The sequence below is a fragment of the Pectobacterium nicotianae genome (genome assembly GCF_023272715.1).
In the GTDB taxonomy this organism is placed as follows: Bacteria; Pseudomonadota; Gammaproteobacteria; order Enterobacterales; family Enterobacteriaceae; genus Pectobacterium; species Pectobacterium brasiliense.
The window spans coordinates 1,474,623-1,494,446 of sequence record NZ_CP096821.1 but is presented as its reverse complement, the minus strand read 5'-3'; the positions used below and the strand labels follow the sequence as shown (position 1 = coordinate 1,494,446).

General features: G+C 51.1%; 14 protein-coding genes, 1 tRNA gene and 2 pseudogenes. 7 read left to right on the top strand and 10 right to left on the bottom strand.

Translation table 11 applies throughout. From position 1 onward, the window contains the following. Nucleotide 1: 1 nt before the first annotated feature. The 5 genes from gspE to MYB54_RS06620 form a co-directional block, all read right to left on the bottom strand. Nucleotides 2–1,498: a type II secretion system ATPase GspE gene (gene gspE / locus MYB54_RS06640; RefSeq protein ID WP_014916101.1), complete on the bottom strand. Its 1,497-nt coding sequence runs from the start codon at nt 1,496–1,498 to the stop codon at nt 2–4. Continuing rightward, nucleotides 1,495–3,447: a type II secretion system secretin GspD gene (gspD, locus tag MYB54_RS06635; protein WP_248721954.1), complete on the bottom strand. Its 1,953-nt coding sequence runs from the start codon at nt 3,445–3,447 to the stop codon at nt 1,495–1,497. The genes gspE and gspD overlap by 4 nt, the downstream gene beginning before the upstream one ends. Nucleotides 3,448–3,535: 88 nt before the next feature. Further along, a complete protein-coding gene (gene gspC, locus MYB54_RS06630; protein WP_248721701.1) occupies nt 3,536–4,399 on the bottom strand; it encodes a type II secretion system protein GspC in 864 nt (287 codons plus the stop codon). Between the two features lie 50 nt (nt 4,400–4,449). Then, the gene (locus tag MYB54_RS06625; RefSeq protein ID WP_014916104.1) at nt 4,450–6,429 is read right to left on the bottom strand and encodes a glycosyl hydrolase family 28 protein; all 1,980 of its coding nucleotides are present in this window, start codon (nt 6,427–6,429) and stop codon (nt 4,450–4,452) included. Between the two features lie 139 nt (nt 6,430–6,568). After that, the gene (locus MYB54_RS06620; RefSeq protein WP_248721700.1) at nt 6,569–8,137 is read right to left on the bottom strand and encodes a pectate lyase family protein; all 1,569 of its coding nucleotides are present in this window, start codon (nt 8,135–8,137) and stop codon (nt 6,569–6,571) included. 530 nt (nt 8,138–8,667) lie between these two features. Between MYB54_RS06620 and gspB the strand changes: the two genes are divergently transcribed. Then, complete coding sequence (gene gspB / locus MYB54_RS06615; protein WP_014916106.1) at nt 8,668–9,237, top strand: type II secretion system assembly factor GspB; 570 nt, start codon at nt 8,668–8,670, stop codon at nt 9,235–9,237. Here the strand turns inward: gspB and gspS are convergent. Next, nucleotides 9,234–9,647, bottom strand: coding sequence for a type II secretion system pilot lipoprotein GspS (gene gspS, locus MYB54_RS06610; RefSeq protein ID WP_014916107.1), 414 nt, complete (start codon nt 9,645–9,647; stop codon nt 9,234–9,236). The two genes, gspB and gspS, sit on opposite strands and share 4 nt — an antisense overlap. 121 nt (nt 9,648–9,768) lie before the next feature. Then, nucleotides 9,769–11,010 carry an alanine transaminase gene (alaC, locus tag MYB54_RS06605; protein WP_014916108.1) on the bottom strand — a complete coding sequence of 414 codons (1,242 nt, stop codon included), beginning with the start codon at nt 11,008–11,010 and terminating at the stop codon, nt 9,769–9,771. A gap of 385 nt (nt 11,011–11,395) precedes the next feature. Between alaC and dgcA the strand changes: the two genes are divergently transcribed. After that, entirely contained in the window at nt 11,396–12,376 is a 981-nt protein-coding gene (gene dgcA / locus MYB54_RS06600; protein ID WP_014916109.1) for an N-acetyl-D-Glu racemase DgcA, read from the top strand. A 42-nt stretch (nt 12,377–12,418) separates the two neighbouring features. Continuing rightward, complete coding sequence (locus tag MYB54_RS06595) at nt 12,419–13,279, top strand: D-amino-acid transaminase (RefSeq protein WP_039526304.1); 861 nt, start codon at nt 12,419–12,421, stop codon at nt 13,277–13,279. Nucleotides 13,280–13,359: 80 nt separating this feature from the next. Here MYB54_RS06595 and MYB54_RS06590 read toward each other — a convergent pair whose 3' ends face one another. Next, complete coding sequence (locus MYB54_RS06590) at nt 13,360–15,813, bottom strand: DUF3772 domain-containing protein (RefSeq protein ID WP_014916111.1); 2,454 nt, start codon at nt 15,811–15,813, stop codon at nt 13,360–13,362. 396 nt (nt 15,814–16,209) lie between these two features. On the opposite strand from MYB54_RS06590, the gene MYB54_RS06585 reads away from it, so the two are divergent. The 4 genes and pseudogenes from MYB54_RS06585 (at nt 16,210) to MYB54_RS06570 (ending at nt 17,298) form a co-directional block, all read left to right on the top strand. After that, nucleotides 16,210–16,286, top strand: a tRNA-Arg gene (locus MYB54_RS06585). Nucleotides 16,287–16,441: 155 nt separating this feature from the next. After that, a pseudogene (locus MYB54_RS06580) lies at nt 16,442–16,719 on the top strand (Arm DNA-binding domain-containing protein). After that, nucleotides 16,706–16,971, top strand: a pseudogene (locus tag MYB54_RS06575) (DUF4942 domain-containing protein); the annotation flags it as partial. The pseudogenes MYB54_RS06580 and MYB54_RS06575, both read left to right, overlap by 14 nt. A 21-nt stretch (nt 16,972–16,992) precedes the next feature. Continuing rightward, nucleotides 16,993–17,298 carry a hypothetical protein gene (locus MYB54_RS06570; RefSeq protein ID WP_205593493.1) on the top strand — a complete coding sequence of 102 codons (306 nt, stop codon included), beginning with the start codon at nt 16,993–16,995 and terminating at the stop codon, nt 17,296–17,298. Nucleotides 17,299–17,374: 76 nt separating this feature from the next. Here the strand turns inward: MYB54_RS06570 and MYB54_RS06565 are convergent, their stop codons facing one another. After that, entirely contained in the window at nt 17,375–18,808 is a 1,434-nt protein-coding gene (locus MYB54_RS06565) for an FAD-binding protein (protein WP_248721699.1), read from the bottom strand. Next, the gene (locus MYB54_RS06560; RefSeq protein WP_104209542.1) at nt 18,805–19,683 is read right to left on the bottom strand and encodes a TauD/TfdA family dioxygenase; all 879 of its coding nucleotides are present in this window, start codon (nt 19,681–19,683) and stop codon (nt 18,805–18,807) included. The genes MYB54_RS06565 and MYB54_RS06560 overlap by 4 nt, the downstream gene beginning before the upstream one ends. Nucleotides 19,684–19,824 lie beyond the last annotated feature (141 nt).

The window sequence follows — 19,824 nt, the reverse complement described above, 5'->3', positions numbered from 1 at the left end:
ATCATTCCTCTTTGGTTACGCGGATCACTTCTTCCCAGGTCGTGAGCCCCGCCAGTACCTTATCCAACCCGTCCTGACGGATGGTGGTTCGACTCCCGCCCAGAATCTGCGCAATCGCCATTTCACCGTCACTGCGGTGGATCGCGGCACGGACGTCGTCATTAATCAGCACCAGCTCATGAATGCCGATACGTCCCCGGTAGCCGGTAAAGCTACACTGCGGACAACCAACGGGATTATGCAGCAGCGTACCGGGCGCGATCCCCATCTGTTCAGCCTGAACCGGATCGACCGGCTGCGGCTGGCTACAGTCAGAACACAGCGTCCTGACCAGACGCTGCGCGAGAACGCCCAGCAAAGAGGTTGATAGCAGGAATGGTTCGACGCCCATATCCTGCAAACGAGACAGCGCGCCCAGCGCACTATTGGTATGCAGTGTGGATAACACAAGGTGGCCGGTCAGTGAGGCCTGCACGGCAATCTGCGCCGTTTCACCATCACGAATTTCCCCCACCAGCACGACGTCCGGGTCCTGACGCAGAATGGCACGCAGCCCGCGGGCAAACGTCATATCAACCTTGGCATTGACCTGCGTTTGCCCGATGCCTTCCAGTTCATACTCGATGGGATCTTCCACCGTCATGATGTTACGTTCTGACGCATTCAGGCGGCTGAGCGCGGCGTAAAGCGTGGTACTTTTCCCCGAGCCTGTCGGGCCGGTGACCAGAATAATACCATGGGGACGGTGAATCAGGCTGTCCAGCAGTTGCCGATTGCGTTCCGACATACCCAACAGTTCAAGATCGAGCTTAACGCTGTTTTTATCCAGCAAGCGCAGCACGACGCGCTCACCGTAGTTCGACGGCAGCGTGGAAACACGAACGTCAATCGCTCGTCCCCCCACTCGCAGCGCCATACGTCCATCCTGCGGAATACGTTTTTCCGCAATATCCAGCTTTGCCATGACCTTGATACGCGACACCAGCAGCGACGCCAGCTTACGCTGTGGACGCAAAATTTCACGCAGTACGCCGTCAACGCGGAAGCGGATCAGCAAATAGCGCTCATACGTTTCGATATGAATATCCGACGCTTTATTCTTAATCGCTTCGGTCAACATGGCATTGATGAGGCGGATAATCGGCGCGTCGTCGTCGGCATCGAGCAAATCGTCGCTGTCTGGCAATTCCTCCACCAGCGTATAAAAGTCCATTTCATTGCCGATGTCTTCCATCAGACGGCGAGCCTCTTCCGAGTCGCGCTGATAGCTAATGACTAATTGCCGTTCAAATTCGTCTTCCGTAACGCGTTCAATCCTGAGCGAACAGCCCGCAATCCGACGCGCTTCCAGCAAGGCAGAGGGTGGCGTTTGCGCGACGCAAATCGTCTGTAGGCTCGCATCATTTTCCCGCTGCAACAGCAGAATTTGCTGCGATCGTGCATAGGCAAAAGGCAATATCGGGCGTAGCTCTATCATCTGGGAGGCAACGTCACTCATTTCCCGCCCGCCGGATAAAACGCCACAATAGAGGACTGAACCTGACGGAACGTGTAGGCATTTCCACCTTCCGGCAAGCGCAGCAACTCGTTATTCAAGAGCCCCCCTTCGCTGCCGTTCACGTCTCGCTGCTTCTCCTCTTCCGCATTGAACGAGTGATACTTACTGGCAGAGGCGCTCTGGTATTGGCTGCGATCGCGAATAATGGAAGGACGGATAAACAGCATCAGGTTACGCTTTTTCGTTTCCGTGCTGTTGGAACGGAACAAATGTCCCAACACGGGAATATCGCCCAACAGAGGCACTTTACTCGCAGACTCATTGGTACTTTTATCCAGCAAGCCGCCAACAACGACGGTTTCACCGCTGCTGACCAGCACCGCGTTATTAACGGTACGCGTATTGAACGTTGCCCCCAGATCGGTGCTGCTGCTGGAGGCCGCATCTGCCACGCTGGAGACTTCCTGTTCGATTTCCAGCAGAACGGAGTCGCCTTCGTTAATTTGGGGTTTCACCTTCAGTTTGATACCGACCGTTTTACGTTCCACCGTTTGGAAAACGTTGTCGCCGGATGTCGTCTGCGAACCGGCCAATACCGGCACTTCCTGACCGACGTTAAACGTCGCTTCCATATTGTCCAGCGTCACGATACTGGGCGTCGCCAGAATATCGTTCTTACTGTTTTTGGACAGCGCCGTCAGCAACATGCTCCAGTTGCCCTGATAAAAACCGGCGGCAATCCCGTTGAAACCGCCAAGCGCCGTTGTCGCTGCCGTGCCAAGCGTTCCATCACGTCGGAACTGATCCGCCCCCGCCATCATTGTCGTGATCGGTAATCCCGTATTCGTGAATTGCGTTACGCCGGCATTTTTATTCGCCCATTGAACGCCCAGATTCATGCCATCGGCATCCTGGACTTCCGCGATGATCGCTTCGACCAAGACCTGCGGACGACGGATATCCAACTGCACAATCACCTGTTCCAGATCGCGCATGATGTCCGGTGCGGCATTCACAATCAGCGAGTTGGTTTGTTCGTGTGCCTTAATCGAAATGTCTTTGCGTAGCGCAGGCAGCGCATTTTGCTGATCGGTTTGGATGCTGTCGCCAACGCCGGTGAGCACTTCGACCAGATCGGTAGCCTTGGCGTATTTGAGGTAGATAACTTTGGTGTTGCCCTGTACCGCCTGTTGGCGATCGAGCTGCTTGACCATATCAATCACGCGCTGGCGTGAATTCGGCTCGCCGCGCACCAGCACTGAGTTGGTTCGCTCGTCCGCCACCACATTGGCGGTCAACATGCCGGGCAAGGCGGATTTCTCATCCATCTTGTTCAGCTCATTCACCATCTTCACCACTTCCGTTGAGGAAGCGTAAGACAGCGGTATGCTGGTCACATTCCGATCGCCGGTCTGATCAACCCGTTCGACAATCGTCATCAGCCGCTGGATCACCCCCGCGCGGCCGGTCATCAGCAGCACGTTCGACGGTTCGTAATGCACCACGCTCCCGGCACCGGCGTTGTCATTCAACTGGCGCAGCAGCGGTGCCAAATCACGCGCGGCAACGTTGTTGACGGGCACGACGCGCGTCACAACCTCATCACCAACGCCCGGCTGTGCATCCGTGGCCAACGGCATAGACGTCGATTTCGCATCCTTCGAGCGAATGATTTTCAGGACGTTATTATCCATCGGAATCACGGTGAATCCATAGACATCCAGCACGCTCAGGAAGAACTGGTAATACTGTTCTTCATTCATCATGTCATAGCTGCGTACGGTAATCGTTCCGCTGACCGACGGATCGATAATGACCGTCTTATTCAGATTCTTACTGACGGTATTAATAAACTCCTGAATATCGGTGCCTTTAAAACTGGCGGAGAATTCGGCGCTCCACGCCAATGATGAGGCCATCAGCAAAACGCTCCCGCTGAGCAATAACATGCTCTTACGGCGTACATGACCAAGCCACTGGTTTTTATTCTTCGAAAAAACCTGACGCTTAAAAAATCCCTGTCCCTTGCTAAACAAATTAGTGGTCTCCATCCAGTGCCAGATATATATCCTGCTGTTGACCATCACGTTCGACGGTCAAATTAAATTTGCTCATCCCGGCTAGCTGCGCCATCGCCTGCTGTGCCTGATCCGCATCGCGTAAATCCATGCCGTTTAATGACACAGCGAGATCGTTATCCTGCAAGCCTGCGCGGTAGAAAAGATCGGGATTTTTGCCGGGATTTAACTGATATCCTTTCAGTACTTCTTCTTCCGTGACGGGAGAAATGCTCAGGTAGTCCTGCGCCGAGAAGGGATCTTTTTGTATGCTCTCTTTCACCTGACTAAACGCGCCAGAAGATGGCGGTGCGTCAGCAGTGCTGTCCTCCTGATACAAATGCAGCGCTTCATAGCGCCCTTGGTACTGGAGCACGACACGATCGGCAGAGATAGTCACAATTTTGGCTTCATAGCCCGGAATGGCATCGCCGACGCTGCGACTGTATTGCTGACTATCTTTAGCGATAATGGCAATCGAACGCTTGGCATCTCCACTCGCCAACACCCCAGTCAGACTGATATTTAACGAGGTCAGAGGAATATCGCCGGATAATGCGGCGTCGTTAACCGCAGACGCATCTGCAGCGGGGGCATGGCCGAATAAGGTAAAATCACCCGGCGTTGCGGGCTTTTCTTTCGCCTGGGCAGGCGTGACCGACACGCCAACAATGCGTGAGTCTTCAGGGAGGAGAAAGCGCCAGGTCAATACGGCCAACTGCTGACAAATCAGCAGCAAAATCAGCCCCAACACAATACGTCGGATCAGTGGAGCGGGCAGTGACCGAAAAGTGGCAACCAACGAATTAAAAGACGGATCTTTGAAAGCTTGCAATCGTGCCATAGGTAATCATCCATAATACTCCCCACGCCGAGTAGCGTGGGGAAAATGCCTTATTCCGTTGCGGCTTCCCGGGTGATGGTCTCATCACCACTGGTCGTCAGCGCGGCATCATTATTTACACGGTCTTCGAGCCTGATATTTTCAATATGACCGAAATTCCAGGCTCCCGGTACATTCTCAAAAATGACATTTTTAAATTCACTGTTCTTCAGGAATGTGATGTCAGTAGCTTTTACATTTTTGAATTTTACATTCTCAAAATGTAAGCCTTGATGATAAGCATCACGTCCAAAAGAGAACTTATACGCATCAGCCATTTCAGCCACGGTCATCCCATCGACCATGATGCTGTTTTTCTTCGCTGTACCATCAACCGTGACGTTGGAAACGGTCACATCACGGAACTGTGCGGGCTCAGCAGCAGGCTGGGTATCGTTCACGTCCGCTTTATATTTAATCGTGAACACAAACGGCTCGTTGACAATATCACGCATCGCGTTATTACGGAATACCACGTCACGCGAGCCGCCCCCATAATAGGGTCGACTCTTCATGCGCAGGCCCACATCCGTCTTATTCATTACGTTATCTTCAGCAACAATTTTTTCAATCCAGGCACCGGTATGGCTACCCGTAACCACCGCACCATGCCCACGGCGGAAGTAGTTATTGAAGATCCAGGCACCGCTCTGCGCTTTTTGCCCCAGCGTTGCCACTTCGGCACCGTATCCCGCCGCAAAGTTTACGCTGTCATCACCCGTGTCAAAAAAGTTATTGAATACCATGACGTTCTGGCTGTTTCCGAATTCAATGCCATCCGCATTATTCGCGTCATACGTTGTGTGTACCAACGCATTCATCGCCACATTTTCGGATTCCAGCACCATCACACCATGGTATGCCGGGTTCAGAATCGTCAGCCCTTCCAGATACATATTGCTCACACCGCGCAGCGTCATCAGGCTGGAACGTCGGTTTTTGTACGCTTCATCCAGTAGCATTCCTTCAGCAACGGCTTTTGCCGTTTGGTCTTTTGCCAGAATACCGTCACTGCTGACATTGGTGGCTTTACTCGCACGATAGAGCGGTAAGGTGTTATTTAACTCATCAGTTTCAGTAATGTTTGTGTCGCTGGCTTTAATGCCGCGCAGCCAGCCATTGCCATCAATGGTGCCCTGCCCGACGATACGAATATTTTTAAAGGTGCCTGCATGGCTGCTGCCCTGATCGTCCGCTTCCAGTACGTTAATCAAAGAAGGCGGACGCTTCGGCAATTTAGGTGAACTATAAGGGTAGAGATAGTAGCCTCGGGCAAGCGGGTAATCATCACCGTTTGCCGATCCCAGCAATGTGGCACCTTTCGCGACTTCAAACGTCATATCGCTGTGCAGGAACAGCGCCCCCGTTTTAAACGTTCCCCCTTCAACCACGACCTTACATCCTTTCGGATACGCGGCTGGCGTACAGTCATCAATCGCTTTCTGAATCGCCACCGTGTCGTTGGTTAAGCCATCCCCTTTCGCACCATAGTTGGTCACATTCAGTGAAGCTGGCGTCGCCGTCGTTTTCTGCACGACGGTTTCACTATCAACAGATTCTTTGCCGTCGTCATAAAGCGCGCGCACCGTGAAGCGGTATTCCGTTTCAGGCGACAGATTATCGACCTTGAAATTGTGGAAGCTGACGCGGACATGCCAGTTATCGGTATCAATCGAATTGTAGAAATTATCGATATAGGGCTTGGCCGGCGAATGGGTGTTCTGGTTATCAATGGTTCCGCCCAGCAAGGTTCCATTCATATAGACACGGTAATCCTTAATGCCAGCGGCAGGTTTGGTCGGTTTTTCCCAGGCAAGTACCACGCTGCGGTCATCATAAGCCAACGTCGGCACTTTAAGATTTTGTGGCGCAGCGGAACGATCAACACCGACATCCGGCGTTGAGTCGCTATCGCTGCATCCGGCAATCAGGCCGCTCAGGACCAATGTTGCGCAGAGCGTAAGACGGGTTCGAGGTAAAAAGTCAGTCATAGCATTTCCTGTATTTTTACTATTATTTTGCCCGATGTATTTCGCCCTACGGCAGGGTAGTTGCCACAGAGCGAAACCTATCGGCAGAGGGTTTACAGATAAAAATCAAATAAAAGAATAATGGGTTGAATCAGGCAATTCACGGCAGAGAAATATCCAGTTTCCCTGCTCCGGCATTGTCCAGGACGTATTTCTCAACGGCGGCAATGGATTTCCCGGCGCTATACGCATAAGGCGGGCTCCATTCCAATTCATTGGTGCAGGTTTCCAGCGCCCATGCGGGTACCGCTTTGCCAGAATTCGTAGCGGCAGCCTTCTCGGCTTCTTGCAATGTGCTGCATTTGCCTAATGCGATTTGATTCAAATTGCTTGCCGGATTGCCATTGAACCAGGAGCCGTTGTCTTTAAATTTGCTTCCTTTGTAGGCACCGATGATCAGATTTTCATCCGCGCCGCCGCCCTGGAAATTAAACACGTTACTTTCGGAAAGAATGGATGAATCGAAGCCCATCCCAATGGCATACAGAATGGGGTAATTTGTATCCGTTGCCCCGCGATGGTAGTTATTCAGCAAATGCACCTGACCAAAGCGCACACGCGGTGAACGCTGCACGCTGTTGTCCCATAAATTGCCTTCAAAAGTGATTCGGTATTCCCCTTTATCACCATCGCCGGAGCCAATTAATACCGTTTTGTCATGCTCGGCAAAAATGTTGTAGGAAATCGTCAGGTAGTCGGCACCGTCTTCGATATCCAGCAAGCCGTCGTGGCGTTGGATATGTTTGCCAAATAGCACCGGTTCCTGATAGTCAGGATGTTCACCGTCTGTAAAGGTACAGTGATCGACCCAGACATTTTTGCTGGCGTTAATCGACACGGAATCATAGCGCGCATTCCAGTTGCCTTTATCACCGTCGCCCGCATCCCAGGCTGGGGCGAAGTCACGCGGTGCCTGAAACGTAACATTACGGATAATGATGTTGCTGTTATCGGTTTTGCCAAACGTGTGACTTAAGGTATTGAGGGATAAATAGCCCTCTACCAGTTTCGCTTCGCTACCCACACCTAAAATCGTGGTATTCGGCGGTACCTGAAATTGAATCTGCGCCTTCTGGTTGTTGGCATACTGCGAGCGTTGACCATTTTGCTTTTTAAGCAGGCTAAGTTCAGCGCTAGCCGCCGCCGCATCGCTGCCGCCCGCATCCGCCGTCGCTTTCAACTGCGCCATATAATCCTGGTCGAACGCTTTGACGTATAAGTCAAAATCAAACGTCGTTTTATTCGGCTTGGTTTTATAATACTCAGCATCCGCATAGCGTCCATTGCCTAAATCATCGCCGCGGACCGTGCCTTGCCAGTAGATAATTTTGGGTTCTAACTTCGCCTTCAATTCCGCATCAGCATCACCGGCGATATAACGGGGGCTGCGGATGTTATTTAATGCGTCTTTTAATTCCTGGCGGCTGGTGACGACATAAATACTATTTTCATGTGCGCCCTCGCCCCCCGTCGTTGCATAAAATTTACCATCCGTATTCTGATATTGCGCAGCCCAGCCAAACGGTGCCGTTTTCACCTGCAAATCTGGCGGAGCTGCTTCTGCCACTGGCTGCTGACTATTATCACACCCGGAAAGCACGAGCCCGGAAAGGGCAATAGCTACCGCACAGGTACGTAAACGACCAGTTCCAATAACCGCTCTAAACATTTTATCCCTCAGTATTTTTTAATTATTAAAATAGAAAAATAAATCCGCACAAAACCCTGCGATATTAATCGCATACTTTAAAAGTACTTTTATTCTTAATGTCGTGGCAGATTGGCACGTCCCTTATTGATAAAAAAGCAGCACACTATCTGTAGTAAAAAACCACATAATAATACTGCCCATTTACCACTCGGGACTGTTAATTAAATGATGATGGCACCACCCCACGCTGATTGATTATCGAACATCAAAAAGAAACGTTATACCTACAATGGTAAAACATGGTTTCATTAAAGCAAATTCACACGTTTTTTTTGCGACCCGCATCAAGATTCCATCTGTGATTATTATGACTGTAATAGTTTTTAATCAAAATGGAGGAACTGTCACATAACCGAGAGATTCAGTTTTCTGGCTCTTTCTATTTTTTGCAAAATAAGGCAGACGGCACCATCCTACTCACCCGACTTTGGTTTATGATGTGGTGCTACACGACCTAAATACCCCCTAAAACACTTAAGGATAAGCGCGTGGATAACGCACCGGACGCAACGACACACTCACAGCCAGCACTGCTTGCCAGATACCCGATGCCCGGTTATCTGATGGTTATTTATGCTCTGCTTTTTACCGCACTCGGCTGGTTCAGCCACCAGCGCTGGGGGAGCCCTGCTTCTCCGACGACCGCTTTAGCGGTTCAAGCGACTACCTTGCCTGCGGCAGAAGAACAAACGCCAGCAGCACTCGCCGCTACACCTCATCAGGAAGAGGCACATATCGATACACCCGCCTCATCAGAGAAAAAGACCACGCTGCCGTTACCCGCCATCAGCAACGGTGAGATTCCGCCGCTGGCCTACAGCGCACATGTTTACACGTCGGATGATACCAAGCGCAGCATCACGCTCAACGGCCTGCAATTCCGCGAAGGGGATTCGCCAATAGAAGGGCTGACCATAGAACAGATCCAGCAGGATATGACCATTTTCAGCGTAGAGGGTGAGGTGTTTATTCTTGAAGCATTGGAAGATTGGCCGGGCGGAAAATTCAACGAAAATGAACGTTCCGCCGACAATCAAAGTGGAAGTGCTACGCCTTAGCTTTGGCTGCGAATGGCCTCAATAAACGGCGCCAATGTACGGTTAAATTCCGAACACTGCGCCTCTTTTGGCGTACTGTCTTTCAATAACCCTTGATACAGGCTTTCACTGCGCTGCGGTAAAGCCTGATAGCTCGCAACATTCCAGCCTCGTTGTTTCGCTACAGCCAACGCGACATTGGCAATCGTCGCATCATCAGGCAGATCGCTGCGGTTACACTTCGATTTGAGATAGCGGGTAGCCGCAACCAGCGACGCCAGTTGATTCAGTTGATCGTTAGGAGAAACCGTTACCGCAGAAGACTGGCCTGCCGCCGTTCCTTTTTGGGCAGACGTTCCTGTTTGCTGGCACCCGGCCAGCGTAACGCAAAGCAGCGTTAACGCAGAAATTTTAGACAGAGATAATGACATGACAAACTCATCCTGATTGAGATTAACGGTAGGCATTCTAGCAAATGATAAGCCGCTGTCACGGCATGTTTATGTGCTCCCAGTCAGTCGACTGGGAGCCGCAGCTATCAGGAAATGACTATCAGGCAGTCGTGCCCTTGCCGGGTAAGGATTTGGTAGTTGGCAGAAGACCGTCGGCGCGGAACATGGCCTTAATACCGCGCACCGCCTGCCGAATTCGATCCTGATTCTCAATTAAGGCGAATCGAACATGGGTATCGCCATAATCGCCAAAGCCAATGCCGGGGGAGACGCAAACCTTCGCTTCCGACAGCAGCCGTTTGGCAAACTCCAGCGACCCCAGATGCGCATAGGCTTCAGGAATTTTCGCCCAGACGTACATTGACGCTTTCGGCTCATCAACCATCCAGCCGGCCTCGTGCAGACCACGCACCAACACGTTACGGCGCTGGCGATACTGTTCGGCAATATCCCGCACACATTGCTGATCGCCTTCCAACGCAGCAATCGCCGCCACCTGCAACGGCGTGAACGTGCCGTAATCGTGGTAGCTCTTAATCCGCGCCAGCGCGCTGACCAGCTCTGGGTTGCCAACCATAAAGCCGATACGCCAGCCCGCCATGTTGTAGCTTTTCGACAGCGTGAAGAACTCTACCGCGATGTCCTTCGCGCCGGGAACCTGCATGATCGACGGCGCTTTCCAGCCGTCGTACACGATATCGGCATAGGCCAGATCGTGGATCACCAACACGCCGTACTGTTTTGCCAACGCCACAACGCGTTCAAAGAAATCCAGCTCAACACACTGTGCAGTCGGGTTCGACGGAAAACCGAGAATCATCATTTTCGGCTTCGGAATACTCTCGCGGATCGCGCGCTCTAATTCGTTGAAGAAATCGACGCCGTCCACCAGCGGCACAGAACGCACCTGCGCCCCGGCAATCACTGCACCATAAATGTGAATCGGGTAGCTGGGGTTCGGCACCAGCACCGTATCGCCATGATCTAACGTTGCCAGCATCAGGTGCGCCAGCCCCTCTTTGGAGCCAATCGTGACGATAGCTTCACTTTCAGGATCGATATCAACCTCATAACGATCGGCGTACCAGCGGGAGATCGCACGGCGTAAGCGCGGAATGCCTCGGGAGGTCGAATATCCGTGAGTATCTTCGCGTTGTGCGACTGTACAGAGTTTTTCCACGATATGAGGAGGGGTCGGGCCGTCAGGGTTACCCATGCTGAAATCAATAATATCTTCGCCGCGACGACGCGCAGCCATTTTCAATTCAGCAGTAATATTAAATACATACGGGGGAAGACGATCGATGCGCGTAAAACGGCGCGGAGAAGTAGAATCAGCCATAACATCCTCAGATTAACGTGAGCGCCCGGACCGTCCGAGCGACGCAGTGCCTGTAAAGGCACTCTACTCAACATCATTCAAATCGCAGTAAACCCGTTTTCGTTGACGACAGCTTTCGTTAACTACAACTTTCGTTAACCACAGGGGTACAGGCGACCTGAAGTGTGATGAGCTTATTCAAGCTATCTCAGATAATTCGCCCTGTCGATACTGTGCTCGTAAATTTTTCCAGCCTGGAATTAAGCGTCATCAATTTCTGGCTAAGATCGCGAAAAATGGAGAATACGCACCGAAAGAAGCATTACACTTGATGACCCGCTCAGGCCTTGTAAATAAGGCGCTTATCCCCCCTGAGGCACAGGATGGTTAACCCGAGAGTAAGCTTATGACTGAGATGCGATATTTCACCGAGAGTTGGCCAATAGAAGGCGCATTTACCATTTCACGCGGCAGCAAGCGTCAGGCGGATGTCGTTGTGGTGGCGATCCAGTCTGGCAACGTGACAGGCTACGGCGAATGCGTCCCTTATTCGCGCTACGGCGAGTCCCTCGACAGCGTCACGGCACAAATTGCCTCACTGCACGGCGACATCCGTAACGGTTTAGATCGGGAGAGGCTGCAAACCATCCTGCCCGCAGGCGCGGCGCGCAATGCGCTCGATTGTGCATTCTGGGATCTGGAGTGCAAACAGCACCAACAGCGCATTTGGCAGCGTTTGAATCTCCCTTCGCCTACGGCGTTGGAGACGGCCTATACGCTATCGCTGGATACACCAGACCGTATGCGCCACGCCGCAATACATCATGCTAACCGCCCTCTTCTCAAACTAAAGCTGGCCGATGCAGACGATCTGGCCAGAGTTGCCGCCGTGCGCGAAGGCGCACCATCGGCTCGTCTGATTGTGGACGCGAATGAAGGATGGGATACCGAACGTTATCTGACGCTGGTTCCTGAACTCGCGGCACTTGGCGTAACGATGATCGAACAACCTTTCCCAGCAGGCAAAGATGATGTGCTGGCAGACTTGCCCCGCCCGATTCCCGTCTGTGCCGATGAATCCTGTCATGACAGTCAGTCGCTGTCCGCTCTGGTCGGCCGCTATGACATGATCAACATCAAGCTGGATAAAACCGGCGGTCTAACGGAAGCCCTGCGTCTGCGACAATATGCGCAGGAGCAAGGTTTAAAAATTATGGTCGGCTGCATGGTGAGTACATCGCTCTCGATGGCTCCCGCATTTGTCGTGGCACAAGGTGCCGCCGTGGTCGATTTGGATGGCCCACTGCTCTTGCAGCGCGATCGTACTAACGGGTTGCACTATAACGGTAGCGAAATATTACCGCCCGACGCATTATTGTGGGGATAACGCGCGTTAACCTGCATTGAGCAACTATTAAGGAGTGTTGTGATGCAACGTCTTGTTTATGTTGATGGACAGTATGTAGAAGAAAATGAAGCAAAAATTTCTGTATTTGACCGTGGTTTCCTGTTTGCCGATGCCGTCTATGAAGTGACGGCGGTCATCGATGGCAAGCTGGTTGATTTCGCCGATCATATCACTCGCCTGCAACGCTCCTGCCGCGAGCTGTCGCTCACGTTGCCTGTCACTCCTGAGGCACTCAAAGAGATTCACGATGAGCTGATCAATAAAAACGATCTGAAAGAAGGCGCGATCTATTTACAGCTTAGCCGTGGCAATGCCGGCGATCGTGATTTCTATTTCCCTTCTGCTGACGTCAAATCCACGTTGGTGTTATTCACTCAGGCACGTTCGTTGGTCGGTAACCCGAAAGCCACAACGGGCCTGCACGTTGTCACCACCGAGGATATTCGCTGGCAGCGTCGGGACATCAAAACCGTCAGCCTGCTCGCCGCCAGCCTGGCAAAAGAGTATGCCCATGCCAATCAGGCCGACGACGCTTTCTTTGTTGAAGACGGTTTCATTACCGAAGGCAGTTCCTGCAATTGCTACATCGTCCTGCATGACAACACGGTTGTGACCCGCCCACTCAGCAACGCTATTCTGCACGGTATTACGCGTCAGTCGCTGCTCAAGCTGGCAGAAAAAGAGGGCATTACGCTGGAAGAACGCTTTTTTACGCCGGAAGAGGCGTATCACGCTAAAGAGATTTTTGTCAGTTCAGCCACCATGCTCGTTCTCCCCGTCGTAATGCTGGATGGAAAAACGATCGGCGACGGTAAGCCCGGAAAAATAACTCAGCGGTTGCGTGAAATCTATCTCGATATGATTAAACAGCAGGAAAAATAGCCGCGCTTCACATCCTGTAAGCACGGCTTCGATGTTCATCCGTTACCCGTTCACTGCCGGATAACGGATGGCTGAGCACATTATTTATCCTCACCCGACATGCCGTCAGTCAGCGCAAGCCCTGAGTTTTCCAGCACCATCTTCTGCGGTACGGCCAGTGGAATATTAGATTCCCGCAGTCGCTTGATAATCGCAAACAACAGATCGCTCTTCGCTTCCGATACCATTCTCGGGCTGCTGACATAGCCCGTGACGCTCAGCACCATGCCCGTTGGGTTCAACTGGCTGAATTTCACTGACGGTGCAGGGGTTTCCAGAATCGCCTCATGACTGATGTAAGCATCCAATAACAGTGTCCGGACTTCTTCAGGATCGATATCCAGCGGGAACGTCAGTGCCAGCGTGGCAACCCCAAACGGATTCCCCATCGTAATATTGCGCACATTCTGCGAAATAAATTGGGAGTTCGGCACGATCACCGTCGAACGGTCGCCAAGCTGAATTTCCGTCGCACGCACGTTAATCCGCCGGATATCACCTTCAACGCCGCTGATACTGACCGAATCGCCAACTTTCACCGGGCGCTCTGTCAACAAAATCAGGCCGGAGATAAAGTTCTTCACGATCTCCTGTAAGCCAAAACCGATGCCCACCGACAGCGCGCTGACAATCCATGCCAGCTTGTTCCATTCAATCCCCAATGTCGCCAACGTCAGCAGGATAATCAGGATGTAGCCGATGTTGCTGAACAGCGTCACCAGCGACGCACGGATACCGCGTTCTAACGTCGTTTTAGGAAGGAATTCATCTTCCAGCCAGCGTTTTGAGGAGCGTAAAACATAAACCCCCACCACCAGAAAGAGCACGGCATTGACCAGATGTGCAGGCACGATGCTGAGCGTTTCCAGCCCTTTTCCGCCCCAGATTTCAACGGCTTTTTGCACCAGCTCAAGCGGCGTAGTGGTGCCAAACGTCCCGTTCAGTAAAGCGACGGCCGCCATCAAGATTAAAAAGACTTTACCGGCAGCCGACAGGAGCAAGGTAGCCTGAGCCAGATGCCGATCGTCCAGATTGAGCGAATTTTTCATTCGCTTGCCGCTGGCGTTGTTGGGAGAAAAGAGGCTTTCGCAGATATCGGTAATAAACGTTGAGAACAAATACAGGCAGGAGAACACCATGCCAATCCACACCAGCTCGAACGCCAGGAAACGAGCCAGTGAGATATAGCCGATGACCAGCGACACCAGAATAGAGAACGATGTTGCCAATACGGCAAGATGAATAATGCCGGATAATGTCGAACGCGCTTCCGGCTGTTCCCCTGAATGCACCATCTGCCGACGAATCTGATCACTTTTTAGCGTAATGGTCCCCGCCGTAAAGGCCAGGAACAGTGCAGATAAGCCGTTCACCATAATGGTTGCCGCGACCGATGTTCCCACCGTCGCCGTCACTTGTTCAATAAAACCGAAGATCAGAATAATGCCCGCGGCAACCACAGGGAACGGCTTCATGGCTTTTGCGACAGGGTTAGCAATCGCAGGCAAACGCCATGAAGGGCGCTGATTCGAAAGGAACGCACGCCCCAATCCAGCGATCATCGAACAGAAAATGGCCTGTCTCACCAACGCATCAAGGAATGACACGACGCGTTCTGAAGCTTCACCGTGGCGCGTAAACGTAAAGTCGATCAGATTTACCGCAATACCGATCGTGACCACGGTTGAAATAACCGACGCCGTGGCTAAAAAGCTCCGCCGCAGACGCCCTTCCGGCAGCCAGTTAATTCCCGCCCAGGCCAGACATTTCTCCATATACCGACGCCCCGCCGAACTCATAGCCATGGCGATCAAAATCAGGAGTGCGGAGCCGTAACGCCAGTCTGGCTCCCAGGCCACCGTAAAAGCGTCACTTAATTGATCCTGAAAGGTGCTCAGGCGGCGTACATCCTCCGCCTGCGGAGCCACAATCGGTGCCCAGAAGCGCCCGCCCAGAATGCTACCGGAATTCAATGCCAGCTGCGTTTTCAACGCATTACGGCGCAGAGTCACGATTTGCGCGGACAGATTGGTCGCTCCGGTGCGTAAAGCCTGAATCTGCTCGATCTGCGCATCCATTTTTGCTTTTTGCGTATTCAGACTGTTTCGCTTACGCGTCACTTCGCTGGTTTCACTAATGCTGGATCCGGGCTCTGGCGCTGGTCCTAAGACATCCAGCTGAGCCTGAATTTGAGCGCGCTGCGGTGCTACTGCATTAGCAAGCTCATTGGCGCTATTCACCAGTTCCTGCGTTGTGTCATTCAACGCACCAAATTTGCTGTCGCTATTGGTGCCTGAAACCTGCTGCTTGATGTTATCTAACTGTTTTTGCAGCTTGATCAACTCGGCATCGACATTGATTTTTACGGGCGCATCGGTCTGCGCAGGCTGTGGGTCAGGATCAGAATCCGCACTCGCCGCCGATGCATATCCAACAGGCAGCATCAACATTGCCAGCAGACAAACGCGCAAGAATGCGGATGAAAGAATGTTCATAAATCAAAAGGTTCCAAAGTTCGACAAAATAGCGGATCCACAAATAGCCGAGCGGCAAACCCGGCACGTGAAAGCAGCCCACACTCATCCAAAACCCACGAATGCGGGCATAGTGTACCAACAGCGCAGAACGCAGAATACGTCCGTTCATAACTTGAAAAGAATTACTGAACGCATCTAGCAGATAAAACTGAAATTTTCATTGCTATGTGTAGTGCATGTGGACAAGGCTCGCAATTGTGCAAAAAAGTCACACCTGAGAAAGCGACATTCACCAAAGTTGTACAGGGATTCACCGTATAGCGTAAATCCAGCGCCAACCCGTTGACTCACTGGGACGTGTGGGTATAATCCAGCCCACTGTTGTAACACGCAACAGCCATTTCTTTTTGAAATGCGCCCTTAGCTCAGTTGGATAGAGCAACGGCCTTCTAAGCCGTAGGTCACAGGTTCGAGCCCTGTAGGGCGTACCATTTTAAGTTCTCCCAGACTCTACCGAATTCAACAAAACCCCTTTATATTCATTGATATCATTAGGATTTTCTGCCGCTGAGCTCCACCGAGGTCAACCCAGCATACCGGAAATCAAGTCGATGTTGGGGGCCTCTATGAGGGCTCTTCTTGTTCAATGACTATTAGGAGCTCCCCACGATGCCACTTACATGCTCGACAGATAGAAACCGCCAAGCCACAAAACAAAGAATACAAACTCACTGACGGCGCAAGCCTTTCTCTTCTGATAAAGCCGAATGGAGCCAAATACTGGCGTTTGAATACCGCGTTGCAGGGAAAGAGAAAAAATTATCTATCGGTGTCTATCCTGATATCTTGCTGGCAGAGGCGAGACTAAAACGGGAAGAGGCTCGAAAAATTGTCGCTTCTGGTGGCGATCCTAGTGACCGGTAAACCCATCCCTGACAACCGTGGCAATATCTCTACGCGATTGATGGAACATACCCGGGAGAATCCGGCTAAGGAAACTTACGAAGATGAATTCTTCAGTATTCGTTACTTCAGAAGGGAACCGCGCATTTGACCTTCAAACACCAGGAGTTGGTTGAACGTATGAACGACATCATAGCTAAACACTATCCAAAAATACTATCGAGTAAGAAAACCAAGGTACGTATACTTAGTAAGAACATGACAATAACGTAAACATCAGATGAATGGATTTCTATGAATAATATTAATAATGCTAAACGGATTTTAGATGAGAACACCAAAGTGCTTTATGGCATCTTTGGTGTCATTAGTTCTTCTGGCTATTTCCCAACTTTGCCCTTTCTGAATGAATTCTTTCTGGTTGGCAGTGATCCATGTGATCAAGATGGAAGAATGGGTTGTTGGCGTCCATTCACCCTTATACCCTCGGAATATGAAGTGGTAAAGGAATGGTGGTTTGCATCTCATCCGGGTACAGTTGAGTCACGACTTGGTTGTGAATGTTGGGGGGATTGGGTTCAAGAGATCCTCGAAATGTAAGTGTAAGCCCCCCAATAAACCGAACCATTCACTTTAGACGGCTCAGTGCAGTCTCACTGAGCCGGCAACGTTTATGCTATTGAACTCGCCAGTCGCTAAAGTAATGACCGATCGCGGAAGGTTGGTCGAGAGGAGCGGTGGCGGCTATATAGCCATCTGGCCGAACTAACAGATATTGCTCGGAATAGGGGCTACTTCCCGTTTCAACGTGCAGGACATTGACGACATCAGGCAGTGATGCAGGGACAGTCGCCGCACCGATGATGAGCAAACTGTAATTGCGATAATTTAAATGTGAGTAAATTCTGCCTGACTGACTAGATTGAGAATCACGCCACATAAAATCATGCAGCCTTTCGCCAACACGCCCGTCGGTTCCATAGCGAACGCCCATCCCCGTGATGTAACCCGCCCGTTTTTCGACAATCTTGACGTAGTCATCGGCATGGGTGCCTGTCTCTGAGGTTTTGGTTGAACGCACGAGTTCCGCTGACGTTTTTACGACTTCCAGCGCGACCGCTTTTCGCTCCGTTTCGTAACTTTGTAATAGCGTTTGAGGCGCATGATGATGGGTAATCATCGCGATTTTCCAGATGAGGTTAAATGCATCGGCCAATCCGGTATTTAGCCCTTGCCCACCATTTACCGAGTGAATATGGCTCGCATCGCCAGCGATAAATAATTTATTTTCAAGGATATAGTGTTCTGCTACAGACTCTTTAACCGAGAATTGTGAGTACCACTCAATCGACTTGAATTGCAGGCGGTGTGGTTGCAGAGCATGGTTAATTTTATCTATCGCCTGCTGTTGCGTGAAGTCCTCACTCTCCATCTGGATATAGAAACGATCAATCTTACCTTCACGTGGTATCCAGGCGACATCGGCGGTTTCTGCTTGGAAAACAATAATTTCCGGTACTTTTGGGAAATCAGTTTCTATTTCGCCATCAATCACTGCCCAGGTAATCTGTGGTCGAGTAATCTCAAACGGGATAGCAAAGTGTTGGCGCACAAACGATCGTGAACCATCTGCACCAATCAAATACCGGGAACGCACGGTCTCACCGCTGGTGAGCGTGGTGAGACAGCCGTCGTCCTCCAGCACAATATCTTCCACAGAAGTATTACGGCGCACGGCACTCTTTAGCTCGGTGAGCTTATTATCGAGCGCTTGTTCCACATAAGCTTGACCAATCATTAAAAAATGCTTGTGGAAACAGCCTTCTAAAGCATCCCACCAGGTAGACTGGCGTGAAATAAATTTACCTTTTGACCAGACTGAGCTGGTATTGCAGGTTTTGCCCAAGGGATAAAGCTCGTCGAATAAACCGATAATTTCAAACAGCTGTAAGCTACGGGCGTTTAGCGCATCAGCGCGGCCTACCGTTAGCGGCCCTGATGATTTATCGATAATGACGGTACTTAAACCTGACAGCTGAGCAAGATAGGCACAGGCCAGGCCGACAGGCCCGGCGCCGATAATCATGAGATCAACATGCTGTGGTTTCATGACGGCTGCACCAAATGTGGGTTATTCAGCGGCTGTTTAGCATGGATATGCACTCGGCGCAGATGACGGCCACTCTGGCTGGCATAAGATTCACGACCATGTAATAACGAGTAGTTATCTGCTATGACAATGTCGCCGCTTTGCCATTGGTGAGCATACTGAACCCGTGGATCATATAAGGCATGCTGCAAGCTGCTGAGTAATTGTTCTTGCTCTTCAGGTTCAATACCGGAGAAGTGATAAGTGGATGGGTTCAAGAATTCTTTATCACCAGCAATCGGCGGCTCACAAAAACGAATGACGGGATGAGTGCGGTAAGGATGTTGCTCGATAATAGGGGCCTGCGCGGTGCTGCTGTATAGCTCGACGGCGCGCTGATACTGACCTGTGGCACGCTGCCACAGCGCTTTGGTTTCGGGTGACGCCAGACGTAACGCCGTGGTGGTACTCGAAAACGTGGTTCGCCCCCCCTGCCCTTCGCCAACGGCTGAGACGCATTGAAAGACTTGTAGTTCCGGCACGGTTTTAAGGTACATGCCGTCCCAGTGTAAGGGAACATAGTTATTAGCAAAGATATGGTCGGTCGCATCGGGTTGTTCAACCAGCTCCAACACGGCACCAAATGGCCATTGCATAATGTCACCGATGGCTGCGCAGTATGTTGTTAAATTTTCTGCACTCGTAAAGCTATCAAAGCCCCTCAGTACCACTAATTGTTCGTTCTCTACTAATGTACGCAGCCAGGTAGGTGATAATTCACCAATATGCACGCCTGACTGTTTAGGCTCAATACGCACACCAAAATGACAGGTTTCACCTTGGGAATGAGTTAAAGGCTGATAATCAAAGCGATCTTCTAAAGTGAATGAGTCCATTTTACTTCTCCGTGTATTATCCATTGTTGAAAGATCTTTTCAGATAATATCGGCAACAAATATTCAACACCACGGATACAATTTTAATAATTAGGAGGGTTTGAATAGAGAATCACTGCCCTCCTCTTTTCACTAAAATCT

Excerpts from the sequence above, each read along its gene's own strand:
- gspE (WP_014916101.1), bottom strand. The coding sequence starts at position 1,498 with ATGAGTGACGTTGCCTCCCAGATGATAGAGCTACGCCCGATATTGCCT.
- gspD (WP_248721954.1), bottom strand. The coding sequence starts at position 3,447 with ATGTTATTGCTCAGCGGGAGCGTTTTGCTGATGGCCTCATCATTGGCG.
- gspC (WP_248721701.1), bottom strand. The coding sequence starts at position 4,399 with ATGGCACGATTGCAAGCTTTCAAAGATCCGTCTTTTAATTCGTTGGTT.
- MYB54_RS06625 (WP_014916104.1), bottom strand. The coding sequence starts at position 6,429 with ATGACTGACTTTTTACCTCGAACCCGTCTTACGCTCTGCGCAACATTG.
- MYB54_RS06620 (WP_248721700.1), bottom strand. The coding sequence starts at position 8,137 with ATGTTTAGAGCGGTTATTGGAACTGGTCGTTTACGTACCTGTGCGGTA.
- gspS (WP_014916107.1), bottom strand. The coding sequence starts at position 9,647 with ATGTCATTATCTCTGTCTAAAATTTCTGCGTTAACGCTGCTTTGCGTT.
- alaC (WP_014916108.1), bottom strand. The coding sequence starts at position 11,010 with ATGGCTGATTCTACTTCTCCGCGCCGTTTTACGCGCATCGATCGTCTT.
- dgcA (WP_014916109.1), top strand. The coding sequence starts at position 11,396 with ATGACTGAGATGCGATATTTCACCGAGAGTTGGCCAATAGAAGGCGCA.
- MYB54_RS06595 (WP_039526304.1), top strand. The coding sequence starts at position 12,419 with ATGCAACGTCTTGTTTATGTTGATGGACAGTATGTAGAAGAAAATGAA.
- MYB54_RS06590 (WP_014916111.1), bottom strand. The coding sequence starts at position 15,813 with ATGAACATTCTTTCATCCGCATTCTTGCGCGTTTGTCTGCTGGCAATG.
- MYB54_RS06570 (WP_205593493.1), top strand. The coding sequence starts at position 16,993 with ATGAATAATATTAATAATGCTAAACGGATTTTAGATGAGAACACCAAA.
- MYB54_RS06565 (WP_248721699.1), bottom strand. The coding sequence starts at position 18,808 with ATGAAACCACAGCATGTTGATCTCATGATTATCGGCGCCGGGCCTGTC.
- MYB54_RS06560 (WP_104209542.1), bottom strand. The coding sequence starts at position 19,683 with ATGGACTCATTCACTTTAGAAGATCGCTTTGATTATCAGCCTTTAACT.